Raw genomic sequence first — 19,648 nt, 5'->3', positions numbered from 1 at the left:
CTCACGCACCAGGAGTCCTTCCATGACAGATCAGGCCGGGGCACAGAACGCTGCCCAGTCACTCCGCACGGCAGTCGTCATCGGCGGCAACCGCATCCCCTTCGCCCGATCCGGCGGCGCGTACGCCTACTCGTCCAACAAGGACATGCTGATCGCGGCCCTCGACGGACTCGTGGCACGCTTCGGCCTGCAGGGGGAGCGGATCGGCGAGGTCGCCGCAGGAGCCGTCCTCAAGCACTCCCGCGACTTCAACCTGACGCGCGAGGCGGTCCTCGGTTCCGCGCTGTCAGCGGAGACGCCCGCCTACGACCTGCAGCAGGCCTGCGCCACCGGACTGGAGACCGTGGTGGGGCTGTCGAACAAGATCAAGCTAGGCCAGATCGACTCGGGCATCGCAGGCGGCGTCGACTCCGCCTCGGATGCGCCGATCGCCGTCAGCGAGGGGCTGCGCCGCGTGCTGCTCGACCTCTCGCGTGCCAGGACCACACAGCAGAAGATCAGGACCCTCAGCAAGCTCCGTCCGAAGGACCTCTCACCGAACGCCCCCACCACGGGCGAGCCCCGCACTGGGCTGTCCATGGGCGAGCACCAGGCGCTCACGACGGCGGCGTGGCAGATCACACGGGAGGCACAGGACGAACTCGCCTACCGCAGTCACCACAACCTCGCGGCAGCCTACGAGCGCGGATTCTTCTCCGATCTCATGACGCCCTACCGCGGCCTCACGAGGGATGCCAACCTCCGCGTCGACACGTCGTTGGACAAGCTTGCGGCGCTCAAGCCCGTGTTCGGCAAGTCCCTCGAGACTCCTGCGACGATGACCGCGGGAAACTCGACACCCCTGACCGACGGCGCCGCCCTCGTCCTGCTCGGCAGTGAGGATTACGCCACCGCCAACAACCTGCCGATGCTCGCGAACATCGTCGACGCCGAAGCGGCCGCGGTGGACTTCGTGCACGGCGAGGAAGGGCTGCTCATGGCGGGCGTCCACGCCGTGCCCCGCCTGCTGGAGCGCAACGGGCTCACCATCGACGATTTCGACTTCTTCGAGATCCACGAGGCCTTCGCCGGGACGGTGCTCAGCGCGCTGGCCGCCTGGGAGGACCCGGACTACTGCAAGCGGGTCCTGGGACTCGACGGAGCCCTCGGCAGCATCGACCCCTCGAAGCTCAACGTCAACGGCTCCTCGCTCGCGGCCGGACACCCCTTCGCCGCGACCGGCGGCCGTATCGTCGCTTCGCTCGCCAAGACGCTCTCGCAGCAGGGTGGCCGGGGCCTCATCTCCATCTGCGCCGCCGGTGGGCAGGGCGTCGCCGCGATCCTCGAGGCGCGCAACTGATGGCCGACAAGTACCTGGACCTGGTCAACACCCCGCTGCCGGGGAGACTCGCCAAGGCCCTCGGGCTGCCGCGACCCTCGGTCCTCCGGCGCTACACGCCGGGCGAGGCCATCGCATCCCGGCCGGTCCTGGTCGCGGGCTCCGGCGCCGGGGCTGATGCGCTCGCCGAGGTGCTCCTGGGGTGGGACATCGACGTGCGGCGCCACGTCCTGCCCGGCGAGAACCTGAGTGCCGCCGTCGTCGTACTCGACGCCGTATCCGCGCCGGCGGACCTGGCTGGTCCCATGCTGGAGCTCGGGCAGGCGGTGAAGCTGCTGGTGCCGGGCGGACGCGTCGTCGCGCTGTTCCGTTCATCCGCGGACACCACCGATCCCGCCGCGGCTGCCGCCCGGCAGGGCATCGACGGCGCCATCCGATCGGTGGCGCACGAGGTGCGCGGGGGTGCGACGGCCAACGGCATCATCCTGCGCGGCGACGCGACGACCACGGACCCCACCGCCCTCGGCGCGCTGCGCTTCTTCCTTTCCGGCAAGAGCGCCTACGTGGACGGCCAGTTCGTCGAGGTGTCGGCCACTCCCGCCGAGAGCATCGCCGGCCTCGCCGCCGCGACGACCGCGGCGGGGGAGGGCGTGCCCGACCAGCCGCTGGCCGGCAAGACCGCGGTGGTCACCGGAGCCGCGCGCGGTATCGGTGCCAAGATCGCCGAGATCCTCGCCCGTGAGGGAGCCCGCGTGGTCGCGGTCGACGTACCGGCGGCCGGCGAGCAGCTCGCCCAGGTGGCCAACAGGGTCGGTGGCACGGCACTCCAGCTCGACATCACCGCTCCCGACGCCGCCGCCCGGATCCTCGAGCACGCCGGGCAGCGCTTCGGCATGCTCGACATCGTGGTGCACAACGCGGGCATCACCAGGGACAAGCTGCTGGCCAACATGGATGCATCCCGGTGGGACTCCGTCATCGCCGTGAACATCGCCTCCCAGCTGCGCATCAACGAGGAGTTCCTCGCCTCGCCGGTCTTCTCCGACACCGCCCGGATCATCAGCCTGGCGTCCACCAGCGGCATCGCGGGCAACCGGGGGCAGAGCAACTACGCGGCGTCGAAGGCCGGCGTGATCGGCATGGTGCGCGCGCAGGCCGCGGCGTTCGACGCCGCGGGCCGCACCATCAACGCGGTGGCCCCAGGATTCATCGAGACCGACATGACCGCGAAGATCCCGCCGCTGACACGCCAGGTGGCCCGTCGCCTGAGCAGCCTGCAGCAGGGCGGCCTCCCGGTGGACGTGGCCGAGACCGTCGCCTTCCTCGCCTCCGATGCCGCTGCCGGTATCAACGGACAGGTGGTCCGGGTGTGCGGCCAGAACCTGGTGGGGGCGTGAGCGGGACTGCTCCGGACGACGTGATGCTGCCCGGCGTACCGGCACTTCCCGGGCTGTACCGCCGGGCCCTCGCGCTCGCCGTACGCCGCAGGATCGGGCGGGTGGGCACGCCGTCCGTCCTGCCCGGCGTCCGGCACCGGGCTCTCGGAGTCCCCGTCGATCCGGAAGCCCTCGGCCGGTACCAGCAGCTGCTCGGATCCGCCGGACGGGACCAGCTCCCCTCGGCCTACCTCCACACGCTCGCGTTCCCCGTGGCCCTGAGCGTGCTCGCCCGGGAGGACTTCCCGCTGCCGCTGCTGGGCATGGTGCACCTGAGCAACGAGGTGCACCAGGAGCGGCAGGTGACCGTGTTCGAGGAGCTCGACGTCGTGGCCTGGGCGGAGGATCTTCGTCCCCACCCGGCCGGCACGCAGGTCGACCTCGTGACGGAGGTCGGCATCGGCGGCGAGCGCGTGTGGTCAGGCCGTTCCGTCTACCTGGCCCGGGGTGTCAGGCTCTCCTCGGGGGACGGGGAGCGGCACACCGAGGACCGCGCGGCGTTCTCGGTGCCCCGGCCGACGGGCGTCTGGCGGCTCGACGCCGGAACCGGACGCCGTTACGCCGCGGTGTCGGGGGACTGGAACCCCATCCACCTCAGCGGGCCGACGGCGAAGGTGCTCGGCATGAGGACGGCGATCGCACACGGAATGTACCTCGCCGCGCGCATGGTCGACCAGGCCGTGCCGGCCCCGTCCGGCGGCCTGCACTGGCGGATCGACTTCGCCGCGCCGGTCCTGCTGCCCGGCGTCGTGACGACATCGTTCACCCGCACCGGGGACGACTCGGGCGGACGCGTCGACGTCGTCGGCTGGTCCGCCGAGCGACGGCGGCCGCATTTCACGGGGTGGGTGCGCGCGGAATAGTTCCATGCCGTGATGACCCTGTCCAGAGAGGCGATGGTATTCGGGGGAGTTTCAGCCGAGGTCGCCGTTTCCGCTGGGCAGGGCGCCAGCCGTCAGGGCAGACTCCAGGCACCAGCCGACCACGGCCGGCACCACTGTATGGAAAGAGGAGTCTCGTGAACTCTAGAGGTCTCACAGGCGGCATGATCGCCGCTTCGGCCCTGCTGGCATCGGCGCTGATGGCAGCAGGGCCAGTCCAGGCCGCACCCGTCGTGGGAGCGGTCGGAACCGCCGTAGCGGGCACCACCGCGTCCCATGTGCAGGACGAGAGCCAGGCCGCCCTCGACGCCTACTGGACGGAGGACAGGATGAAGGGCGCGAAGCCCGCCAACACCATCAACTCCGGCTGGGCCGCGGAGGGCCGCTCGATCATGCCCAAGGCCGGGCAGGAGTCGGTCACCAGGGCTCCCAGGGAACCGGTCGTCGGCGCCCGCGCCACCGCGCAGGCGCCGGTCCCCCGCATCGGCAAGGTGTTCTTCACCATGAACGGCCAGAACTACGTCTGCTCCGGGAACGCCGTCCAGAGCGGGAACCAGAGCACCGTCGCCACCGCGGGCCACTGCACGCACGAGCTCGCCTCCGGCTGGGCCACGAACTTCGTCTTCGTCCCCGCCTACAGCAACGGGGCCGCCCCCTACGGCAAGTGGACCGCGCGCTCGCTGCACGCTGCCACCGAGTGGGTCTCGCGCAACGACATCAACTACGACGGCGCCTTCGCCGTGGTGAACACGCTCGACGGCCGGACCCTCGCCGCGACCGTCGGTGCTTCCAGCATCGGGTTCAACATGGCCCGCAACCTCACCTACAGCGCCTACGGGTACCCCGCCGCGTCCCCGTTCAACGGCGAGCGGCTCTACAGCTGCTACGGCACCGCCTCCGCTGACCGGATCGGCGGTACACAGTCGCAGGGTATCCCCTGTGACATGACCGGCGGCTCCTCGGGAGGTCCCTGGTTCGTCGGCTCGGGCGCAGCCGGCACGCAGAACTCGGTCAACAGCTTCGGCTACAGCACCCAGAAGAACGTCATGTACGGTCCGTACTTCGGCACTTCCATCCAGTCCGCCTACTCCACGGCGGCCGGCCGGTAGCCTCCGCCTGTCGTTCTCGAGCGATCATCTCCGGCCGGCGGTGCGCGGGCGGTTCCCTCCGTGGGGACCGCCCGCGCACCGCGGCTGCGGGTCAGACGACGCCCGCGACCACCGCCCTAGACTGGGGCCATGAGCGCTTCCACCCTCCTCGACCGCGCGGCTGCCCTGGACGCCGCCGATCCCCTCGCCCAGCACCGCACGCTCTTCCTCGGCACCGCGGAGGGGGCGGTACGGTCCTACCTCGACGGCAATTCCCTCGGCCGGCCGCTCGCGACGACCGTGGAGAGCCTCACCGCATTCGTCCAGGACCAGTGGGGCGGGCGCCTGATCCGCGGGTGGGACGAGGGCTGGCTCGGCCTGCCCGGACAGATCGGCGACCAGCTGGGCCGGGTTGCACTCGGAGCTGCCGCAGGGCAGTGCATCGTGGCGGACTCGACGAGCGTCCTGCTCTACAAGCTCGCGCGTGCGGCCGTCGCTGCGCGGCCGGAGCGCACCGAGATCGTCGTGGACCGCGACAACTTCCCCACGGACCGCTTCATCGTCGAGGGCATCGCGCGCGAACGCGGACTGACGCTGCGCTGGATGGACGTGGCCTACGACGGCGGTTCCACGCCTGCCGACGTGGCTGCCGTCGTCGGCCCGCAGACCGCGCTCGTCCTGCTCAGCCACGTCGCATACCGCTCGGGCTTCATCGCGGACGTCCCGGGAATCACGCAGATCGCCCATGACGCCGGAGCCCTCGTCCTGTGGGACCTCAGCCACTCCGTCGGCTCCGTCCCCGCGGACCTGGACGCGTGGGGCGTCGACTACGCCGCCGGCTGCAGTTACAAGTACCTGAACGGGGGGCCGGGCGCGCCGGCCTGGGCGTATGTGGCGGAGCGGCACCTGCCGGCCCTCGAACAGCCGATCCTCGGGTGGCTGGGAAGCGCCGATCCCTTCGCGATGGGTGCCGAGTACCAGGCGGCGGAGGGCATCCGGCGCCTCGTGTCGGGCACTCCGCCGATCGTGGGCATGGTGGCCATGCGCGAGATGCTGGCGCTCATCGAGCAGGTAGGCATGGCCGCGGTGCGGGCGAAGTCCGAGCTGCTCACGAGCTTCGCCGTCGAAGCGGTCGACGCCGTGCTCGCTCCCCACGGGGTCACGCTCGCCTCACCCCGGGACCCAGCCGCCCGGGGTGGCCACATCACGATCGACCATCAGGCGTTCGCGGGAATGGTCCCGGAACTGTGGGAGGAGGGTGTCATCCCCGACTACCGCAACCCGAACGGGATCCGGCTGGGCCTCTCACCGCTGTCGACGTCGTTCCACGAGGTCGCGGTGGCGATCGAGGCCATCGCAGCGCGACTGCCCCGCAGCGGGAAGGGGGCGGCGGACCAGCCATGGACCGCATGATGGACCGGATGACGGGCCGGCCGATGCACCGTTCGACGAGTTCGTGATGCAGGATGCGCTGGGCCCGTTCTGGGAACGGCTCATGGACGGCCTGGCCCGGGCGTCGCCTCCCGTGATCGGCGTCCCCGGTCTGGTGGCCATCGTGGTGGTGGCCATCGCGCTGTCGGTACCCCGGCGCTCCTGGCGGTTCTTCGGCCTCTTCGTCACCGTGGTCCACGAACTCGGCCACGCGGTCGCGGCCCTCCTCACCCTGCAGCGCGTCACCGGGATCACGCTACGCCTCGACCATTCGGGCACCACGACGAGTCTCGGTCCGCGCGGGTGGCGCGCCGCCTTCACGACCTTCTGGGGCTATCCCGTGCCCTCCGCCGTCGGTGCGGCGCTCGTGTGGAGTGCCGCCTACGGCTGGGCGCCCGCCGCGCTGTCCGTCGGCGCGCTGGCCCTGATGGCCGCGCTCGTCCTCATCCGGAACCTCCAGGGCGTCCTCATCCTGGGGATCACTGCGGCCGTATCGCTGGCTCTCGTCCGGTTCGGTGAACCGGCGTCCGCCGGGTACGCCTGCCTCGTCCTCGGGATCGCCCTGCTGGTGGGCGCCTGCCGGGACTGGGGCAAGGTGGTGCGCGTCCACGTCCGACGGCGGAATCTCGCCTCGTCCGACGCCTACCTGCTGGCTGGGACGACACGCATCCCCGCTCCCGTCTGGCTCGGGCTGTTCGCGCTCTCCATCCTCGGAGCGCTGGCCCTGACCCTGCAACCACTGGCCGTCATCGCGCAGGGTGCCGTTCCGGTCCGGTGACTGCTCAGTCGCTGCAGCGCCGGACGTGGCCCGAACTGTAGGGCGCCCCCTGCTGCCGGCACAGGTCGTCGAACAGTTCGTTGACGGCCTGGGCGATGCAGTCCCGCTCGTGTTCGGGCAGGTGGATCAGGCCGTGCAGATACGCGTTGACCTCGTACTCATCCACTCCGCCGCCCATGCTGAAGTAGTGGAGCCAGAGCTCGCCCGTCGAGATGTTCGCACGCTTCATCGCCTCGTACGTCAGGGCGTACTGCTCCTGGTCGGGGTTCGTGTGGTCCACGTCATCCATTCCCGGCACTGGGGCACCTCCTTGGTAGGGGTGGCTGGTGAGGCCAGCATACGCAGGCCGGACAGTCCCGTGAGCCCGGTCGGGAGCAGTTGCCGGTCCGTCCGTCTCCCGTGTAGGGAGCCTGCCCAACCCGCGCCGAAGCCGGCGCCCGAGTAGGGGCGGAGCGCGCCCGGCGTCTGCGCAGGCCTGCCGATTCAACAACTCGGGCGATCTCGTGGTAGTGTTTCTCTCGTTGCTTTCGCCGGTTTCTACGGTGAAAAACCACCCGCGCGGGTGGCGGAATGGCAGACGCGCTAGCTTGAGGTGCTAGTCCTCTTATTGAGGGTGGGGGTTCAAGTCCCCCTCCGCGCACAAAGAAAACCCCGGTTCGCCGGGGTTTTTTTGTGCCCTGGACCACGCGAAGTGCGATCTCGACCACGTGGATGCCGAAATTCACCACCCGTGGGAGCACGACTCGCATAGTTCTTCGTATGGCGAACATCGAGAAGAGATCCCGCAAGAACGGCCAGACGGCCTACCTACTGCGGTGGATCGACAAGCGGACCCGTGAGCGGAAGTCTCAACGGTTCGACGACGAGCACGATGCACGGCGAATGCTCCTGGTACTGGAGGCTCATGACCATGACACGGAGCAAGCGCTGGAGAACGTGCGGAGACACTACCAGGCGGTGTACACAGTAAGCGACATGGTGAGCGATCATATCGAGATGCGAACCGGCGCGAACGGCTATACCGTCCGGCGATACAAGGGCATACTTCATAAGCACATCGATCCAACGTTCGGCAGTCTTGCTGCCGCTGACGTCGACTATCGCGATGTCGTTCGGTGGATCAAAAGCTTGCAGGAAAAGGGTCTTGCGTCCAAGTCTGTATCGAATGCTCACGGTCTGCTGTCGGCTTCTTTCAAGTCCGCGGTACGCGAGAGAAAGAGGCCGGACAACCCTTGTCAGGGCGTGACCCTGCCGCGGGACAGAAGAACCGAAGAGCCGGTCTCCTTCCTCACACATGCGGAGTGGGCGCTACTGCACGGGCGTATTGAAACTCACTATCGCCCCCTGTTCCGCTTTCTAGCAGCTACCGGAACGAGGTTCGGCGAAGCTACTGCCCTCTACGCTCGAGACTTCTCAAAGGATGAGGACGGGCGAACTTCTGTTTCAATCACTCGGGCCTGGACTCGGGATGAGCAGAATCGGCCCGTGATGGGGCCGCCGAAGACGAACAAATCGAGAAGGGTCGTCACACTCGAAGACGGTGCTGCTGTCGCCCTGTCTGAGCTACTTTTGCAGTCCCATCAAACCGGCCAGCACGTCTTTTCGAGCATCACCGGTGGCCCAATTGACCACCGACGTGCGTGGGAGGCGTGGGATCGAGCCGTTAAGGATTCGCAGCGATCCGGGCTCTCTAAGCAGCCGCGTATTCACGACCTCCGTCACTCGAATGCTTCGTGGCTGCTGCAGGCAGGTCTGGACATCTTCAAGCTCCAGATACATCTGGGGCATGAGTCCATCACCACCACTTTGGACCGGTATAGTCACCTTCTCCCTGAGGGAAGGGCGGAAATTGCCGCTGCGATGCACCGCGCCTTCGGTGCTTGAGTCCCGCCTCGAACTGTATTTGATTTCCGCTCGTGTGCTTCGGGTTGTTCGGCCTTACTGCGCCTAGTGCTCGAGAGATGAAATGCAGTTCTGGTACGGCATACCAATGGGTGCTCGCGCTTAGGCGGGCACACTAGGGGAAGCGTTGGAGAGTGAGAGACTCGCGCTGACCGCGGGTACGTGTGGGACTGCTGAAGGTTTGGTTGATTCCTGACCTGTGAGGATGAGCCTCGCGGGTGGAAGGATGTTCATCATGCCGAAGGCTTTTCCCGAAGAGTTCCGCCGCGACGTGGTCGCAGTCGCCCGTAAAGGCGAAGCACCGCTGACCAGGATCGCCAAAGACTTCGGCGTCTCACCAGCCGCCCTGCATCGGTGGCTGAAGCAAGCCGACGAAGAGGACGATCCCAAGGCTCAAGCGGCGAAGGAGGAGTCCGCCGAGCTGCGCGAGGCCCGCAAACGGATCAGGCTCCTCGAGCAGGAAGCCGAGGTGATGCGCCGGGCCGTCGCGTATCTCTCCCGAGACGTCAACCCAAAATGATGTTCCCGCTGGTCCGTGAACTGGCCGCTGACGGTGTCCCCGTCACGGTGACCTGCCGGGTACTTGGCTTCTCCACGCAAGCCTTCTATAAGTGGAAGGCCAACCCAGTCCCAAACCGGGCCTGGGAGGAAGCGCATCTGATCAACGCCGCCTTCGCTGTTCACGCCGATGATCCAGCGTTCGGGTACCGGTTGATCGCCGACGAGCTCAACGCCGGCGCAACCCAGGTGGCCAGCGAGCGGCGTATCTGGCGGCTGTGCTCGGCCAACGGCATCCTTTCGGTCATCCACCGCAAGCGGGTCGGCGGACGCCAGGCGGGCCCGCCGGTCCACGATGACCTGCTCGAGCGGGACTTCACCGCCGCTGCCCGGGATACCCGGTGGGTCACGGACATCACCGAGCACCGTACCGACGAGGGCAAGCTCTACCTCTGCGCGATCAAGGACCTGCACTCGAACCGCATCGTGGGCTACTCCATCGACGGACGCATGAAGGCCTCCCTCGCCGTTGCAGCGCTGGCCCACGCCGTAGCGCTTAGAAACCCCTCGGGAACAATCGTGCACTCGGATCGAGGCAGCCAATTCAGGAGCCGGAAATTCGTCTCCGCGCTGCATACCAGCGGGCTGCAAGGCTCGATGGGCAGAGTCGGCGCGTGCGGTGACAACGCAGCCATGGAATCGTTCTTTGCCCTGCTGCAGAAGAACGTCCTGAACCGCAAACGCTGGGAAACCCGACAGGAACTCCGCCTTGCCATCATCACCTGGATCGAACGGACCTATCACCGCCGGAGACGGCAGAAAGCACTCGGCAAACTCACGCCGATCGAGTTTGAGACAATCAACAACATGGCGCTAGCCGCCTAGAAACTATCAACCCCACGAGTCAACCAAACCGTGGGCAGTCCCGAACGGCCTTCGGCGTCCGTATGAACGGCGACTACATTGTTATTGGACCCGTTCCGGCGCCTGCTTGACCGCCATCCAGAGCAGGTAGATCGCCGGATAGCCTGGCGAACGACGGCCACGGTTCAGGCGAGTGTAGGAGTACCCCAACACCCCGAAGAGGTGAAGGGGGAGCAAAACGCACTGTCGTGGCGTTCAGAGTAGTCAGTCATAGCGGCCGTCGGCTTGCCACACGTTGGACACGGCCAGTGGGGACCCGAGCAGGTCCGGCTGTTGTGTCCTTCAAATCCGCACGATGCGCAAGCCATGCTTCGGATCCTAAACTAATTTGTGCTCTACGCCCTTGCCAGGCACTCGGATGCTACGGGCGGTCATCTGATTCGCTTCGGATTGCGGCCGATGAGCCGCACGATGCTTTTGAAGGGATCGCCGGTCTTCTTTGTTCCGACGTAGTTGCCCTTCCTGTCGTACTTCTCCCAGAGCCCACTCTTCGTGTTCTGCTTTTGGTACCGATCCTTGATCAGTCCGACCCGCGTGCCCCTGCCCGTGTTCTTCGCCACGACGACCCCCTTCTCCGCGCTGATCATATCGGCAGGTGGGGGGCTGCGCAGCCCATCCTGTCGGTGCCAGACTGTGGCCGCTGGGGGGCTCTAACCTCTGAGGTCGAAGTCCAGGTCGAGGCACTCCGGGCTGGACAACTCGCGCCAGGTTGAGGTCACCTGTGCACTTGGCAGTGCTGCGGCGATCGGCATCCGGTCCACGGCGATCAACTGTGCCAGGTCCAGACCGGTCAGCGCGGCGATGTCGCGGATAGGGACCTGGAAGGTGCGGAACGGGCCCAGCGGGGGAGCGTCGCCATCATCGACGGCCCCCGGCCGTGGCACGTCCGGGAGGTTTTTGAGTTGCGGCGTCTGATCAACCACGTAGCCCGTGGCGGCCAGCGACTCGCTCTCGAGGAACACGGCGACCTTGAAGAACCGCAGCGGGATCTCCACGTCGCGATACATGGGGCCGACGTCGCTGAAGATGGGTCCGGTGAACACGATCAGGCGCCGGCCGTTGTCGGCGGCGTTCTCCAGCAGGTACGACTCCAGGCCCAGCCAGAGCTCGAGGCCCTGGTTGAACTTCGCGGCCTGCGGGGCGGCGTTGGTGTAGTGGAACGTGTCCTCGTTCGCGGTGGCGGCCTCGGCGCGGGTGTCGCCCCAGACGGCGGATGCCCGGCGCACGAGGTGCCCGCGGTCAATGGCATTGCGCGAGTAAACTCTCTCGCCGGTCTGCTGGTCCTCCGGCAGCCGAGGATCCAGCCGCCAGTCGATGCCGGAGCGGTCGAGATCCATCAGCTTCGCCCCGTCGATGCCAAGGGCCGTGATGGCAGTGAGGCACTTGTCGGGGCGCATCATGACCGAGAAGTGGGTGTAGGGCAGCAGGACCGTCTCGACGTCATCCAGCATCGGCACGGGCACCGGAATCCCCAGGAACTGCTCGTCGAAGCCTTCACGGCCCGAGAGATCCTCGGCGGTGGCTGCAGTAGCGATGCTTCGCGGTTCGGGCAGGGTGGCATCCATCGGCCGAAGATACCAGCGCCAGATGACGGGCGGGTGAACGCGCCCATTAGGATCACGCGCGGCAACTCCTTTAGCACCAGAATCAATTCTTTCGAAGACTTTGTCCTAGAAGACGGTAATGACTTGATCGCCGGGCGCAGCAACTGCCAGTGAGCCCGGGTCGTGAGAACGGTGCGCGGGGATAGCCCGGGCAGGGGCTGTGGCTGCTTCTCGCGGTGAGGGGCTGTTAGGGAGACGGTGAGGTTCCCATTGAGCGCCCTACACATGTCTTTCGTCAGTTTTGGAACACCCCGGGAAATGGACGTGAGACTTCTCCGGGAGAATTTCCCCTTCGGCCTGCCAAGCTAACCCCGGGGAATGACGGAAGGAATTGAATGAGCGCCCGTGACGACGACTTCATCGCTTCACTGGAGGCGGAGCTGCTTAGCGCCGAGTTGAATGTCGTGCTGGACCAAGAAGAATCGGATCGCGCATTCTTGGAGCTGCTCGAGCTGCTCGCGGGGGCTGTAGGGCGACCGGTCGGCATTCCGGGGGCACTGAACCCGAAGTTTCGTGTAGTTCTGCCGCGCGGCCACCGACCGTTCCAGCCTCCTGCAGATGGCCCAGTGGCGGAATAACCACCCAGCCGAAGCCTGTGATTCGGTGCAGGGTGGTGTCTCTTCACGTGGACCCTCGCCCTGCCCGCCCCGCTAGGTCTGAAACTTAGGCGACTGGTACTGGCCGTTGCCAACCCTAGCGGGGGACTGGCCGAAGTGACGATACGGTCACCCGCGCCATGACCCCGATGCTGGACGCAGCTGAGGCGGCGGCCATGACGAAGTACGCGAAACGCAAACTCTGCAATCGTGGGGGCTGAACAGAAGGACCGTCCAGGCGGTCCTTCTGGGCTTAGTTGCCGCTGCCACGTCCAGGTCGCGGAATTCGTCAGGAGGTCAGATGTCTTCGACGGTCAAGACGCTCAACGGAACCTTCAGTAGGATCGCGTTGTGATTGAACTGGGCATTCCGACCAAGAGACTGCTGAATGTTCAGTTCCAGTGGGGTGTTCAATTACCCGAACATCGAGCAGCTCGATCCGCCGAACCCAGGCGATCGCTGAGGCCAAGGGCGTAAGAGTCGCCATACGTCGATCTCTAGGTACCTCCGCGGCGAACCCCAAGGCCCCAGCGAATCGGTGCTCACCGCCTTCTCCTTGGCGCTCAATGTGCCGTCGACGACACTTCGCGAAGCCGCAGGCCTGCCGCCGGGGGAGCCCGACCCGTTCGTGCTGCCAGAGTCCGCTAAGCGCCTGAACTCACGGCAGCGGAAGCTGGTGCTACACACCGCGCGGGTATTGCTCGACGAGTAGGCGGCGGGCAGTAGATTTACTCCTGCGCTCGATTGTGATTGAGAGCACCAGCGTCAGGAGACGGTATGTATATCTGCTGACGCTCACCTGTCCCGAATTCATCGTCGCCTTAGCAACGCCGCGAGCTCTTTCGCTGCATCGCGTGACGAGCGGGAGGCTGGCGTCACACTGCCGGGCTGAGCGGATGAACGAACTATTTCGAGGACGTGTTCTTCCGTGAACCTCATCGTCCTGCCATCCAGTCTCAGATGGGGCCATTTTCCTTGATAAACCTTTTCACGCACGGCTCGAACCGAGATGCCTAGCCGGTCAGCGACCTGCTCAGGTGTAAGGAATCTGCCCTGCATCTCGGTGTACATTTACACGTCCTCTTCGTGGTTGCAGGCTCTGAAAGGCCTGATACCAATACCTATGCGGACCGACCCTTGACGGCCGAAGCTTCTACCCGCAACGCCGCGCTGAGTGGCCTCTTCGACGCGTTGCGTACAGCGGCGATGACCGGTCGCTTGGGCCCAGACGGGCGCAGAAGCGAAGGCGCTTAGTCGCGTGGTCGGCGTGGTTGAAGACGGCGTCGATTGAGGCAATAAGAAGGAACATAGGGTGCTAAATCCTCGTGATTACAGGCGTTCTGTCTCGAACGACACGCCGAGAAGGGGGTTCAAGTCCCCCTCCGCGCACAAAGAAAACCCCGGTTCGCCGGGGTTTTTTTGTACCCTCGACCGGGCGAAGGGCCATCCTGACCAGGCAGGTTCCGAGATCCACCGGCCCGCAGCAGCATTCGCGCCGCGCTCCTGCTGGCGGGCAGACCGCTGCTGGCCGTGGCCGGCACCACGGACCACCTGTCGCTCTACCCCTTCTCGCCCGCCGTCATCGGCACCGTGGCGGCGGAAGCCGTGCACCGGGCGGCCCTCCGACAGTGTGCTGTCGGTAGCCTGCACATCGAGCCTCGTGCGAAAGTGGCGCCATGACTCTGGATGATGAACTCGACCTGATCGTCGAGCGTCGGGACCGCGACGACATGCAACCGACCATCGATGCCCTGCTTCCCTACTACGCCGCCCATCCGGAGGATGCGCGAGTGCTGTACGAAGTCGGCGGCGCCTACGACACCGCGGGACAGGAAGGCATCGCGCGGGGGTTCTACGAGCAGGCTCTTGCTGCCGGTCTCGCCGGCGATCTGCTGCGCAGGTGCTACGTCCAGTACGGGTCGACGCTCCGGAACCTGGGCGAGTACGAGAAGTCGCTGGAGGTCTTCGCAGCAGCCCGCGCAGCGTTTCCCGACTCCCCGGCCCTCGGGGTCTTCCGGGCCATCACCCTGCATGCGGCGGACCGATCGCATGAAGCCGTCGCGTCGTTGCTCGATGTGGTGGTGGACTTCGTCCGCGCCCCGGACATCGAGCGGTACAAGCCGGCCATCAGCGGCAATGCGTCCTCCATCCGCGCTCTCGACGGCGAGCACTTGTGACGGGCTGTTCCCAGGACGGGACCACGGTGCACCCGTCACCAGCGAGCCTCGAAACGATGCCGGACGCAGGTGTCGACGAAGGCGCACGCCTTCCGTCACTGTTCACTCCTGCGTGTCGGTGTCCGGGTTGTACCACCGGACCTGGGTGCCGGCATGGTGAGCCCGGATCAGGGCCTGGTGCAGTGATCCGGCATGCTGGAGCGCCGTCTGGAGCTCGAATGCCGCTTCCAGTACGCCGTCGACGCTTTGCTTCTGATCCGCGCAGTCCGTGCCGGCCTGCACCTGCTGGTGCCACTGGCACAATCCATGCAGGACGTTCACCAGGTGCTGCTGCACATCGATCAGTTCCCCCAGGGTGGCATGGGACTCCGCCGGCCGGGCGAATCGTGCTCTGCAGTGGGACAGGTCGATGGCAGCGGCATGCAACGCCGCTGCGGCCCGATATGTTTCGGAGGGCGTTCCATCCGGGCCTTCCTGCGGACCTGCCTCTGGGGTGTCGCTCATGACTCCTCCTCCACGGGCCGGCGGAACCCACCTGCGGAGAAGGTGGGTCCTGCCCGTGGCGGTCACTCCAGAAGCCCTCACGGGCCAGTCCGACCGTGATCCCAGTCCACGATCGTCGGCGACATCACCACTTCCGTTCCGATGCGCGAGGTCACAGGAGCAGCAAGCGGGGTAATCTGCGGCCGCCCCGCCTTCCAGCGCTGTTGCCGGCGTGTCTAGCCTTCGCACTCGGCGCAGTACTTGTCGCCGTTGCTCTCGCGGGCGAGCTGGGTGCGGTGACGGACCAGGAAGCAGGACATGCAGGTGAACTCGTCCGTCTGGATGGGGACGACCTGGACCTGCAGTTCTTCGTCGAGGATCGCACCGGGCAGGTCGAACCCTTCGGCGGTGTCGACGTCCTCGGTGTCGATGGCGGCCGTCTGCGTGGTGGAGCTGCGCTGGGCCTGGATCGCCTCGAGGGATTCGTTGGCGGGCTCGTCTTCGGCTCGGACGCGCGGGGCGTCGTAGTCGGTTGCCATGGTTTCTCGGTCTCTCTGTCGTGGGGGCGTCGCAACAGGTTACCTGCGGCGGCGATGCCTGAGCGGGGCTGCCTCGACGCCCACGCCGGCGGCGCTCGATGTATCCTGTCCGGCGTCCGTAGCCGCTCGTGTCCGTCGGGCGCTGCTACTCTGGCGCCACCGGACCAAGGAGCGCAGTGGCAGAGTCGATCGACCCGCAGAACCTCACGCCCAGGCAGATCGAACTGATCAACGAAGGCCGGAAGCTCGAAGGCATCGAGCTTTCCCTGTTCGGCTACTTCGGCGGCCCCGAACTGCAGGGAGCGTGCATCGGGCGGATGCAGCTCGACGAGGACGGTCGGCTCCCGGCCTACAACTACGACTCGCCCGAGGACCGGCTGAGAGCCCTGGTGATCGCGCAACTCCTCCGCGGAGCCCTGCGCCAGGCGATCCCGCTCGTTCTGGACGGAGTCTTCGACGACGTCTTCGCGATCCGCACTCTCGAGGCTGCGGAGGGCGACGTCCAGGAGTTCATCACCTCGGCCGGGGCGCAGGTGGTCGACCTGCTGCCGCCGGCGCACCGGCGTTCCTACACTGCGGGATTCCTGCAACGCTTCGCCGTCGTCGTGGCCGAGGTGTCCTCGGATCTCGAGTCGGGCTGGCACGGTGCCCGCACCTTCGCGCATGAACTCGCCGCGTACTGCATCGCCAAGAAGGGCATCCGGCACGCGGATACCGAGTACGGCGCGAATCTGGGAGCGATCAACCTCGACCGCGCGACAGTCGGCCTCCTCGGGGACAGCTCCGTACTCGAGGAGGCCTACCGCCCGGCGGCCGACCGTGAACAGCCCGACCCCCAGGGCTGGTTCGTGCCCTATGACCCGGCGTCCCGCGTCAACGCCTTCCTCTACCCCGAGGGCATGCCCACCACCGAACAGGTCGACCTGCTCGAACACCAGCTCACGAGCGAGGTACCGGAGAAGTATCCGGGCCCGGCCCGTCGGCAGGCGCTTTCCAGCGGGCACCTGCAGGACATCAGCCCGTACGCCTCCCGCCACTACTTCCTGTGCCCGGTCGCCGTCGAGAAGGCGGTCGTGGACGCGCTCGGGTACTCGAAACTGCCGGCCGAGGCCGAGTGGGAGGACCTGCTGCTGCAGATCGCCTGGCACGGCGCCGCTGAGCACCCCACCTGGAGGAGCTACGACTATCTCGCCCCCGGTTTCGATGGCGAGCACGTGTACGTCGCCCTCGTGGCCGGCACCGACGAGAGTGAATCGCCGGTGCTGACCATCCAGTACCTCGGTGAGGTCGTCGATGACCCGGAATCCGCGGAATGACGGTCCCGGGCGGATCCGGCAGGCAGACCTGCCCGAGCCGCTAGAGCGGCAGCAGCCCGGCGGTGCCCGGAGCCCTGGCCGTACCCGGCCCGGTCTCTCGGTAGGCTGGAGGCGCAACCGCTACCGAGGAGGACCACGTGGGCATCTCACCCGAAGATGAAGTCGTCAGGATCTGCCAGGAACTGATCCGCATCGATACCTCGAACTTCGGGGACAACGTAGGCCCGGGGGAGCGGAAGGCCGCCGAGTACACCGCCGGGCTGATCGAGGAGGTGGGTCTCTCCACACAGCTCTTCGAGGCCGCGCCCGGCCGCACGTCCGTCGTCGCCCGCATGGAGGGCTCGGACTCCTCGCTGCCGGCGCTCGTGGTGCACGGCCACCTCGACGTCGTTCCGGCCCAGAAAGAGGACTGGACCGTCGATCCCTTCGGCGGTGAGGAGAAGGACGGCCTGATCTGGGGGCGCGGTGCCGTGGACATGAAGGACATGGACGCCATGATCCTGTCCGTCCTGCGCTCCATGCAGCGGGACGGCCTCACACCGAAGCGGGACCTGATCTTCGGGTTCTTCGCCGACGAGGAGGCAGGCGGAACCTACGGCGCCTCCTGGCTCGTCGACAACAAGCCGGAGGTGTTCGAAGGCGCCACCGAGGCCATCTCCGAGGTCGGCGGGTTCTCGGCGACCATCGGGGGCCAGCGCACGTACCTCCTGCAGACCGCGGAGAAGGGCATCTCCTGGCTCCGGCTCGTCGCTCACGGCCGCGCGGGCCACGGCTCGCAGATCAATACCGACAACGCGGTCACCGCCCTGGCCCGTGCCGTCACCCGCATCGGCGACCACAGGTGGCCCATCGAGCTGACGCCCACCACGCGGCAGTTCCTCGACGGCGTCACCGAGCTCACCGGCGTGGAGTTCGATCCCGACAACCCGGACATCATCCTGAAGGAACTGGGCACCGTGGCGAGGTTCGTGGGAGCAACCCTCCAGAACACGGCCAACCCCACCGTCCTGAAGAGCGGCTACAAGCACAACGTCATCCCCGGCACCGCCGAGGCCCTGATCGACGTCCGGACGCTGCCGGGCCAGCAGGACCAGGTCCTGGAGATCATCCGGGGCCTCGCGGGCGAGGCGGTGGACGTGACCTACGAGCACAAGGACACCTCGCTCGAGGTGCCCTTCGCGGGCAACCTCGTGGACTCCATGATCGACGCGTTGCACTCGGAGGATCCGGACGCGAAGGTCCTGCCCTACACGCTGTCCGGGGGCACTGACAACAAATCGCTGAGCCGGCTCGGGATCACGGGGTACGGCTTCGCACCCCTGCAGCTCCCCGAGGAGCTCGACTTCACCGGCATGTTCCACGGCGTCGACGAGCGGGTGCCGGCGGAGTCGCTCCGCTTCGGCGCGAAGGTGCTCACCCGCCTGCTGACCACGTACTGAGCTGCGGGCATCGGCCATGGCGACGACGTCGGAAAGGTCCTCCGGTCAGCTCCTGCCCCACGGGATGCTCGAGCGCTTCCGGGACAGGGCCGCGGGGTACGACGCCGCGAACTCGTTCTTCGTCGAGGACTTCGATGAGCTGAGGGCGTCCGGCTACCTCCGGATGCTCGTGGAGGCACCACCTGGTGATGCAGGTGGCATGAAACGGGCGTCAGGGGCGCAGCGGCTGCTGGCCGCGGCCGCTCCGGCAACCGCCCTCGGAGTCAACATGCATCTGGTCTGGACAGCGGTCGCCGGCCTCCTCGCGGACCGCGGCGATGCCTCGCTCCGGTTCGTCCTCGACGACGCAGCGCAGGGGGAGGTCTTCGCCTTCGGCGTCTCGGAGCCGGGCAACGACGCGGTCCTGTTCGATTCGCTGACCCGGGTGGACCGTCTGCCCGGCGGTGGCTACAGCTACACGGGCACGAAGGTCTTCACGAGCCTCTCGCCCGTCTGGACCCGGCTCGGGATCTTCGGCAAGCTCGCGGGGGAGGGCGGCGAGGAGGATGCGATCCTGCACGCGTTCGTTCCCCGGGGCACGCCGGGAGTGGAGACGGTCGAGGACTGGAACCCCCTCGGGATGCGCGCCACACAGTCCAACACCACCCGGCTCTCCGGGGTGCGGGTGTCGCCGGAGGCCGTCTTCCGGCGGGTTCCCGTAGGTCCCAGCGCAGACCTGCTGGTCTTCGGGATCTTCGCTTCCTTCGAAAGCCTGATCGCCGCGGTCTACCTCGGTATCGCGGACCGGGCGCTCGACCTCGCGGCACAGGCCCTGACGCGGCGTCGCAGCCTCGTGGCGGACCGTCCGCTGTCCGATGATCCGGTACTGAGGAACCTCCTGGCCGGAGCGGGAATGAAGCGGACGGCGGCGGAGGCGCAACTGCGCACCGTGACGGAAGACCTCGACGCCGGAACCGATATCGGTTCCGGCTGGTTCTCCCGGCTGGTCACGCTCAAGACCGACGCGGTCGACGCCGCGGTCGCGGCGACGTCGGCTGCGCTCCACGTCGGAGGCGGCTCCGGCTTCTCCGCGTCGTCCGAGGTGGTGCGTCTGCACCGCGATGCGCTGGCGGGCCAGTTCCACCCCTCCACCGAGGAAGCGGCCCGGGCCACGGTCGCCACGGCCCTGCTCGGTCCGCCGTCGAGCTGAGCCTCTCCGTGAGTCCTGGCGGTGCTTGTCGTCCTCCAGGATCCTGGCG

Annotated in this window: 19 protein-coding genes and 1 tRNA gene; 14 read left to right on the top strand and 6 right to left on the bottom strand. The window is 67.1% G+C overall.

Going from position 1 to position 19,648, the window contains the following annotated elements; genetic code table 11:
- Window positions 1-22: 22 nt before the first annotated feature.
- The 6 genes from AC1MFI_RS14465 (at window position 23) to AC1MFI_RS14440 (ending at window position 6,932) form a co-directional block, all read left to right on the top strand.
- Window positions 23-1,339, top strand: coding sequence for an acetyl-CoA C-acetyltransferase (locus tag AC1MFI_RS14465; RefSeq protein WP_479817740.1), 1,317 nt, complete (start codon window positions 23-25; stop codon window positions 1,337-1,339).
- Window positions 1,339-2,715 (top strand): 3-oxoacyl-ACP reductase, encoded by a 1,377-nt coding sequence (locus tag AC1MFI_RS14460; protein WP_479817739.1) that lies wholly within the window; start codon window positions 1,339-1,341, stop codon window positions 2,713-2,715. Before AC1MFI_RS14465 ends, AC1MFI_RS14460 begins: the two co-directional genes overlap by 1 nt.
- Window positions 2,712-3,617: a MaoC/PaaZ C-terminal domain-containing protein gene (locus tag AC1MFI_RS14455; protein WP_479817738.1), complete on the top strand. Its 906-nt coding sequence runs from the start codon at window positions 2,712-2,714 to the stop codon at window positions 3,615-3,617. The genes AC1MFI_RS14460 and AC1MFI_RS14455 overlap by 4 nt, the downstream gene beginning before the upstream one ends.
- 155 nt (window positions 3,618-3,772) lie before the next feature.
- Complete coding sequence (locus tag AC1MFI_RS14450) at window positions 3,773-4,744, top strand: trypsin-like serine peptidase (protein ID WP_479817737.1); 972 nt, start codon at window positions 3,773-3,775, stop codon at window positions 4,742-4,744.
- Window positions 4,745-4,873: 129 nt separating this feature from the next.
- Window positions 4,874-6,136, top strand: coding sequence for a kynureninase (locus tag AC1MFI_RS14445; RefSeq protein ID WP_479817736.1), 1,263 nt, complete (start codon window positions 4,874-4,876; stop codon window positions 6,134-6,136).
- Window positions 6,137-6,182: 46 nt separating this feature from the next.
- Window positions 6,183-6,932: a M50 family metallopeptidase gene (locus tag AC1MFI_RS14440; protein WP_479817735.1), complete on the top strand. Its 750-nt coding sequence runs from the start codon at window positions 6,183-6,185 to the stop codon at window positions 6,930-6,932.
- 4 nt (window positions 6,933-6,936) lie between these two features.
- Here AC1MFI_RS14440 and AC1MFI_RS14435 read toward each other — a convergent pair whose 3' ends face one another.
- Complete coding sequence (locus AC1MFI_RS14435; RefSeq protein ID WP_479817734.1) at window positions 6,937-7,230, bottom strand: hypothetical protein; 294 nt, start codon at window positions 7,228-7,230, stop codon at window positions 6,937-6,939.
- A gap of 258 nt (window positions 7,231-7,488) precedes the next feature.
- Between AC1MFI_RS14435 and AC1MFI_RS14430 the strand changes: the two genes are divergently transcribed.
- The 3 genes from AC1MFI_RS14430 to AC1MFI_RS14420 all read left to right on the top strand — a co-directional run bounded on the left by AC1MFI_RS14430 (window position 7,489) and on the right by AC1MFI_RS14420 (window position 10,217).
- A tRNA-Leu gene (locus AC1MFI_RS14430) sits at window positions 7,489-7,572 on the top strand.
- Window positions 7,573-8,174: 602 nt separating this feature from the next.
- A complete protein-coding gene (locus AC1MFI_RS14425) occupies window positions 8,175-8,816 on the top strand; it encodes a site-specific integrase (protein ID WP_479820898.1) in 642 nt (213 codons plus the stop codon).
- A 253-nt stretch (window positions 8,817-9,069) separates the two neighbouring features.
- Window positions 9,070-10,217 (top strand): IS3 family transposase gene (locus AC1MFI_RS14420; RefSeq protein WP_479820887.1). Its coding sequence is split into 2 segments (ribosomal slippage): window positions 9,070-9,349 and window positions 9,349-10,217, totalling 1,149 coding nucleotides; the frame shifts between segments, so codons are not numbered across the junction.
- A 410-nt stretch (window positions 10,218-10,627) separates the two neighbouring features.
- Here the strand turns inward: AC1MFI_RS14420 and AC1MFI_RS14415 are convergent.
- Both AC1MFI_RS14415 and AC1MFI_RS14410 read right to left on the bottom strand, forming a co-directional pair.
- Window positions 10,628-10,843: a hypothetical protein gene (locus AC1MFI_RS14415; protein WP_479817733.1), complete on the bottom strand. Its 216-nt coding sequence runs from the start codon at window positions 10,841-10,843 to the stop codon at window positions 10,628-10,630.
- A 63-nt stretch (window positions 10,844-10,906) separates the two neighbouring features.
- Window positions 10,907-11,821: a DNA/RNA non-specific endonuclease gene (locus tag AC1MFI_RS14410; RefSeq protein WP_479817731.1), complete on the bottom strand. Its 915-nt coding sequence runs from the start codon at window positions 11,819-11,821 to the stop codon at window positions 10,907-10,909.
- Between the two features lie 374 nt (window positions 11,822-12,195).
- On the opposite strand from AC1MFI_RS14410, the gene AC1MFI_RS14405 reads away from it, so the two are divergent.
- On the top strand, window positions 12,196-12,438 hold the full coding sequence (locus AC1MFI_RS14405; RefSeq protein WP_479817730.1) for a hypothetical protein: 243 nt from the start codon (window positions 12,196-12,198) through the stop codon (window positions 12,436-12,438).
- A gap of 828 nt (window positions 12,439-13,266) precedes the next feature.
- Here the strand turns inward: AC1MFI_RS14405 and AC1MFI_RS14400 are convergent.
- On the bottom strand, window positions 13,267-13,515 hold the full coding sequence (locus AC1MFI_RS14400) for a helix-turn-helix domain-containing protein (protein ID WP_479820896.1): 249 nt from the start codon (window positions 13,513-13,515) through the stop codon (window positions 13,267-13,269).
- A gap of 617 nt (window positions 13,516-14,132) precedes the next feature.
- On the opposite strand from AC1MFI_RS14400, the gene AC1MFI_RS14395 reads away from it, so the two are divergent.
- Window positions 14,133-14,633, top strand: a complete 501-nt coding sequence (locus tag AC1MFI_RS14395) for a tetratricopeptide repeat protein (protein WP_479817729.1) — start codon at window positions 14,133-14,135, stop codon at window positions 14,631-14,633.
- Window positions 14,634-14,735: 102 nt separating this feature from the next.
- Here the strand turns inward: AC1MFI_RS14395 and AC1MFI_RS14390 are convergent, their stop codons facing one another.
- Both AC1MFI_RS14390 and AC1MFI_RS14385 read right to left on the bottom strand, forming a co-directional pair.
- Window positions 14,736-15,137 (bottom strand): hypothetical protein, encoded by a 402-nt coding sequence (locus AC1MFI_RS14390; protein WP_479817727.1) that lies wholly within the window; start codon window positions 15,135-15,137, stop codon window positions 14,736-14,738.
- Window positions 15,138-15,352: 215 nt separating this feature from the next.
- Entirely contained in the window at window positions 15,353-15,655 is a 303-nt protein-coding gene (locus AC1MFI_RS14385; protein ID WP_479817726.1) for a DUF4193 domain-containing protein, read from the bottom strand.
- Between the two features lie 176 nt (window positions 15,656-15,831).
- On the opposite strand from AC1MFI_RS14385, the gene AC1MFI_RS14380 reads away from it, so the two are divergent.
- From AC1MFI_RS14380 to AC1MFI_RS14370, 3 genes are all read left to right on the top strand, one after another.
- Complete coding sequence (locus tag AC1MFI_RS14380; protein WP_479817724.1) at window positions 15,832-16,971, top strand: hypothetical protein; 1,140 nt, start codon at window positions 15,832-15,834, stop codon at window positions 16,969-16,971.
- 137 nt (window positions 16,972-17,108) lie between these two features.
- The gene (locus AC1MFI_RS14375; RefSeq protein WP_479817723.1) at window positions 17,109-18,410 is read left to right on the top strand and encodes a M20/M25/M40 family metallo-hydrolase; all 1,302 of its coding nucleotides are present in this window, start codon (window positions 17,109-17,111) and stop codon (window positions 18,408-18,410) included.
- A gap of 16 nt (window positions 18,411-18,426) precedes the next feature.
- On the top strand, window positions 18,427-19,599 hold the full coding sequence (locus AC1MFI_RS14370) for an acyl-CoA dehydrogenase family protein (protein ID WP_479817722.1): 1,173 nt from the start codon (window positions 18,427-18,429) through the stop codon (window positions 19,597-19,599).
- Window positions 19,600-19,648 lie beyond the last annotated feature (49 nt).

This window comes from Arthrobacter sp. BC5, from assembly GCF_056680255.1.
This window is presented reverse-complemented; position numbering and strand designations above follow the sequence as displayed.

What these genes read in the sequence shown, in the direction of transcription:
- AC1MFI_RS14445 (WP_479817736.1), top strand. Translation starts at nt 4,874, where the DNA reads ATGAGCGCTTCCACCCTCCTCGACCGCGCGGCTGCCCTGGACGCCGCC.
- AC1MFI_RS14440 (WP_479817735.1), top strand. Translation starts at nt 6,183, where the DNA reads ATGCAGGATGCGCTGGGCCCGTTCTGGGAACGGCTCATGGACGGCCTG.
- AC1MFI_RS14405 (WP_479817730.1), top strand. Translation starts at nt 12,196, where the DNA reads ATGAGCGCCCGTGACGACGACTTCATCGCTTCACTGGAGGCGGAGCTG.
- AC1MFI_RS14390 (WP_479817727.1), bottom strand. Translation starts at nt 15,137, where the DNA reads ATGAGCGACACCCCAGAGGCAGGTCCGCAGGAAGGCCCGGATGGAACG.
- AC1MFI_RS14460 (WP_479817739.1), top strand. Translation starts at nt 1,339, where the DNA reads ATGGCCGACAAGTACCTGGACCTGGTCAACACCCCGCTGCCGGGGAGA.
- AC1MFI_RS14400 (WP_479820896.1), bottom strand. Translation starts at nt 13,515, where the DNA reads ATGCAGGGCAGATTCCTTACACCTGAGCAGGTCGCTGACCGGCTAGGC.
- AC1MFI_RS14370 (WP_479817722.1), top strand. Translation starts at nt 18,427, where the DNA reads ATGGCGACGACGTCGGAAAGGTCCTCCGGTCAGCTCCTGCCCCACGGG.
- AC1MFI_RS14465 (WP_479817740.1), top strand. Translation starts at nt 23, where the DNA reads ATGACAGATCAGGCCGGGGCACAGAACGCTGCCCAGTCACTCCGCACG.
- AC1MFI_RS14385 (WP_479817726.1), bottom strand. Translation starts at nt 15,655, where the DNA reads ATGGCAACCGACTACGACGCCCCGCGCGTCCGAGCCGAAGACGAGCCC.
- AC1MFI_RS14415 (WP_479817733.1), bottom strand. Translation starts at nt 10,843, where the DNA reads ATGATCAGCGCGGAGAAGGGGGTCGTCGTGGCGAAGAACACGGGCAGG.
- AC1MFI_RS14395 (WP_479817729.1), top strand. Translation starts at nt 14,133, where the DNA reads ATGACTCTGGATGATGAACTCGACCTGATCGTCGAGCGTCGGGACCGC.
- AC1MFI_RS14410 (WP_479817731.1), bottom strand. Translation starts at nt 11,821, where the DNA reads ATGGATGCCACCCTGCCCGAACCGCGAAGCATCGCTACTGCAGCCACC.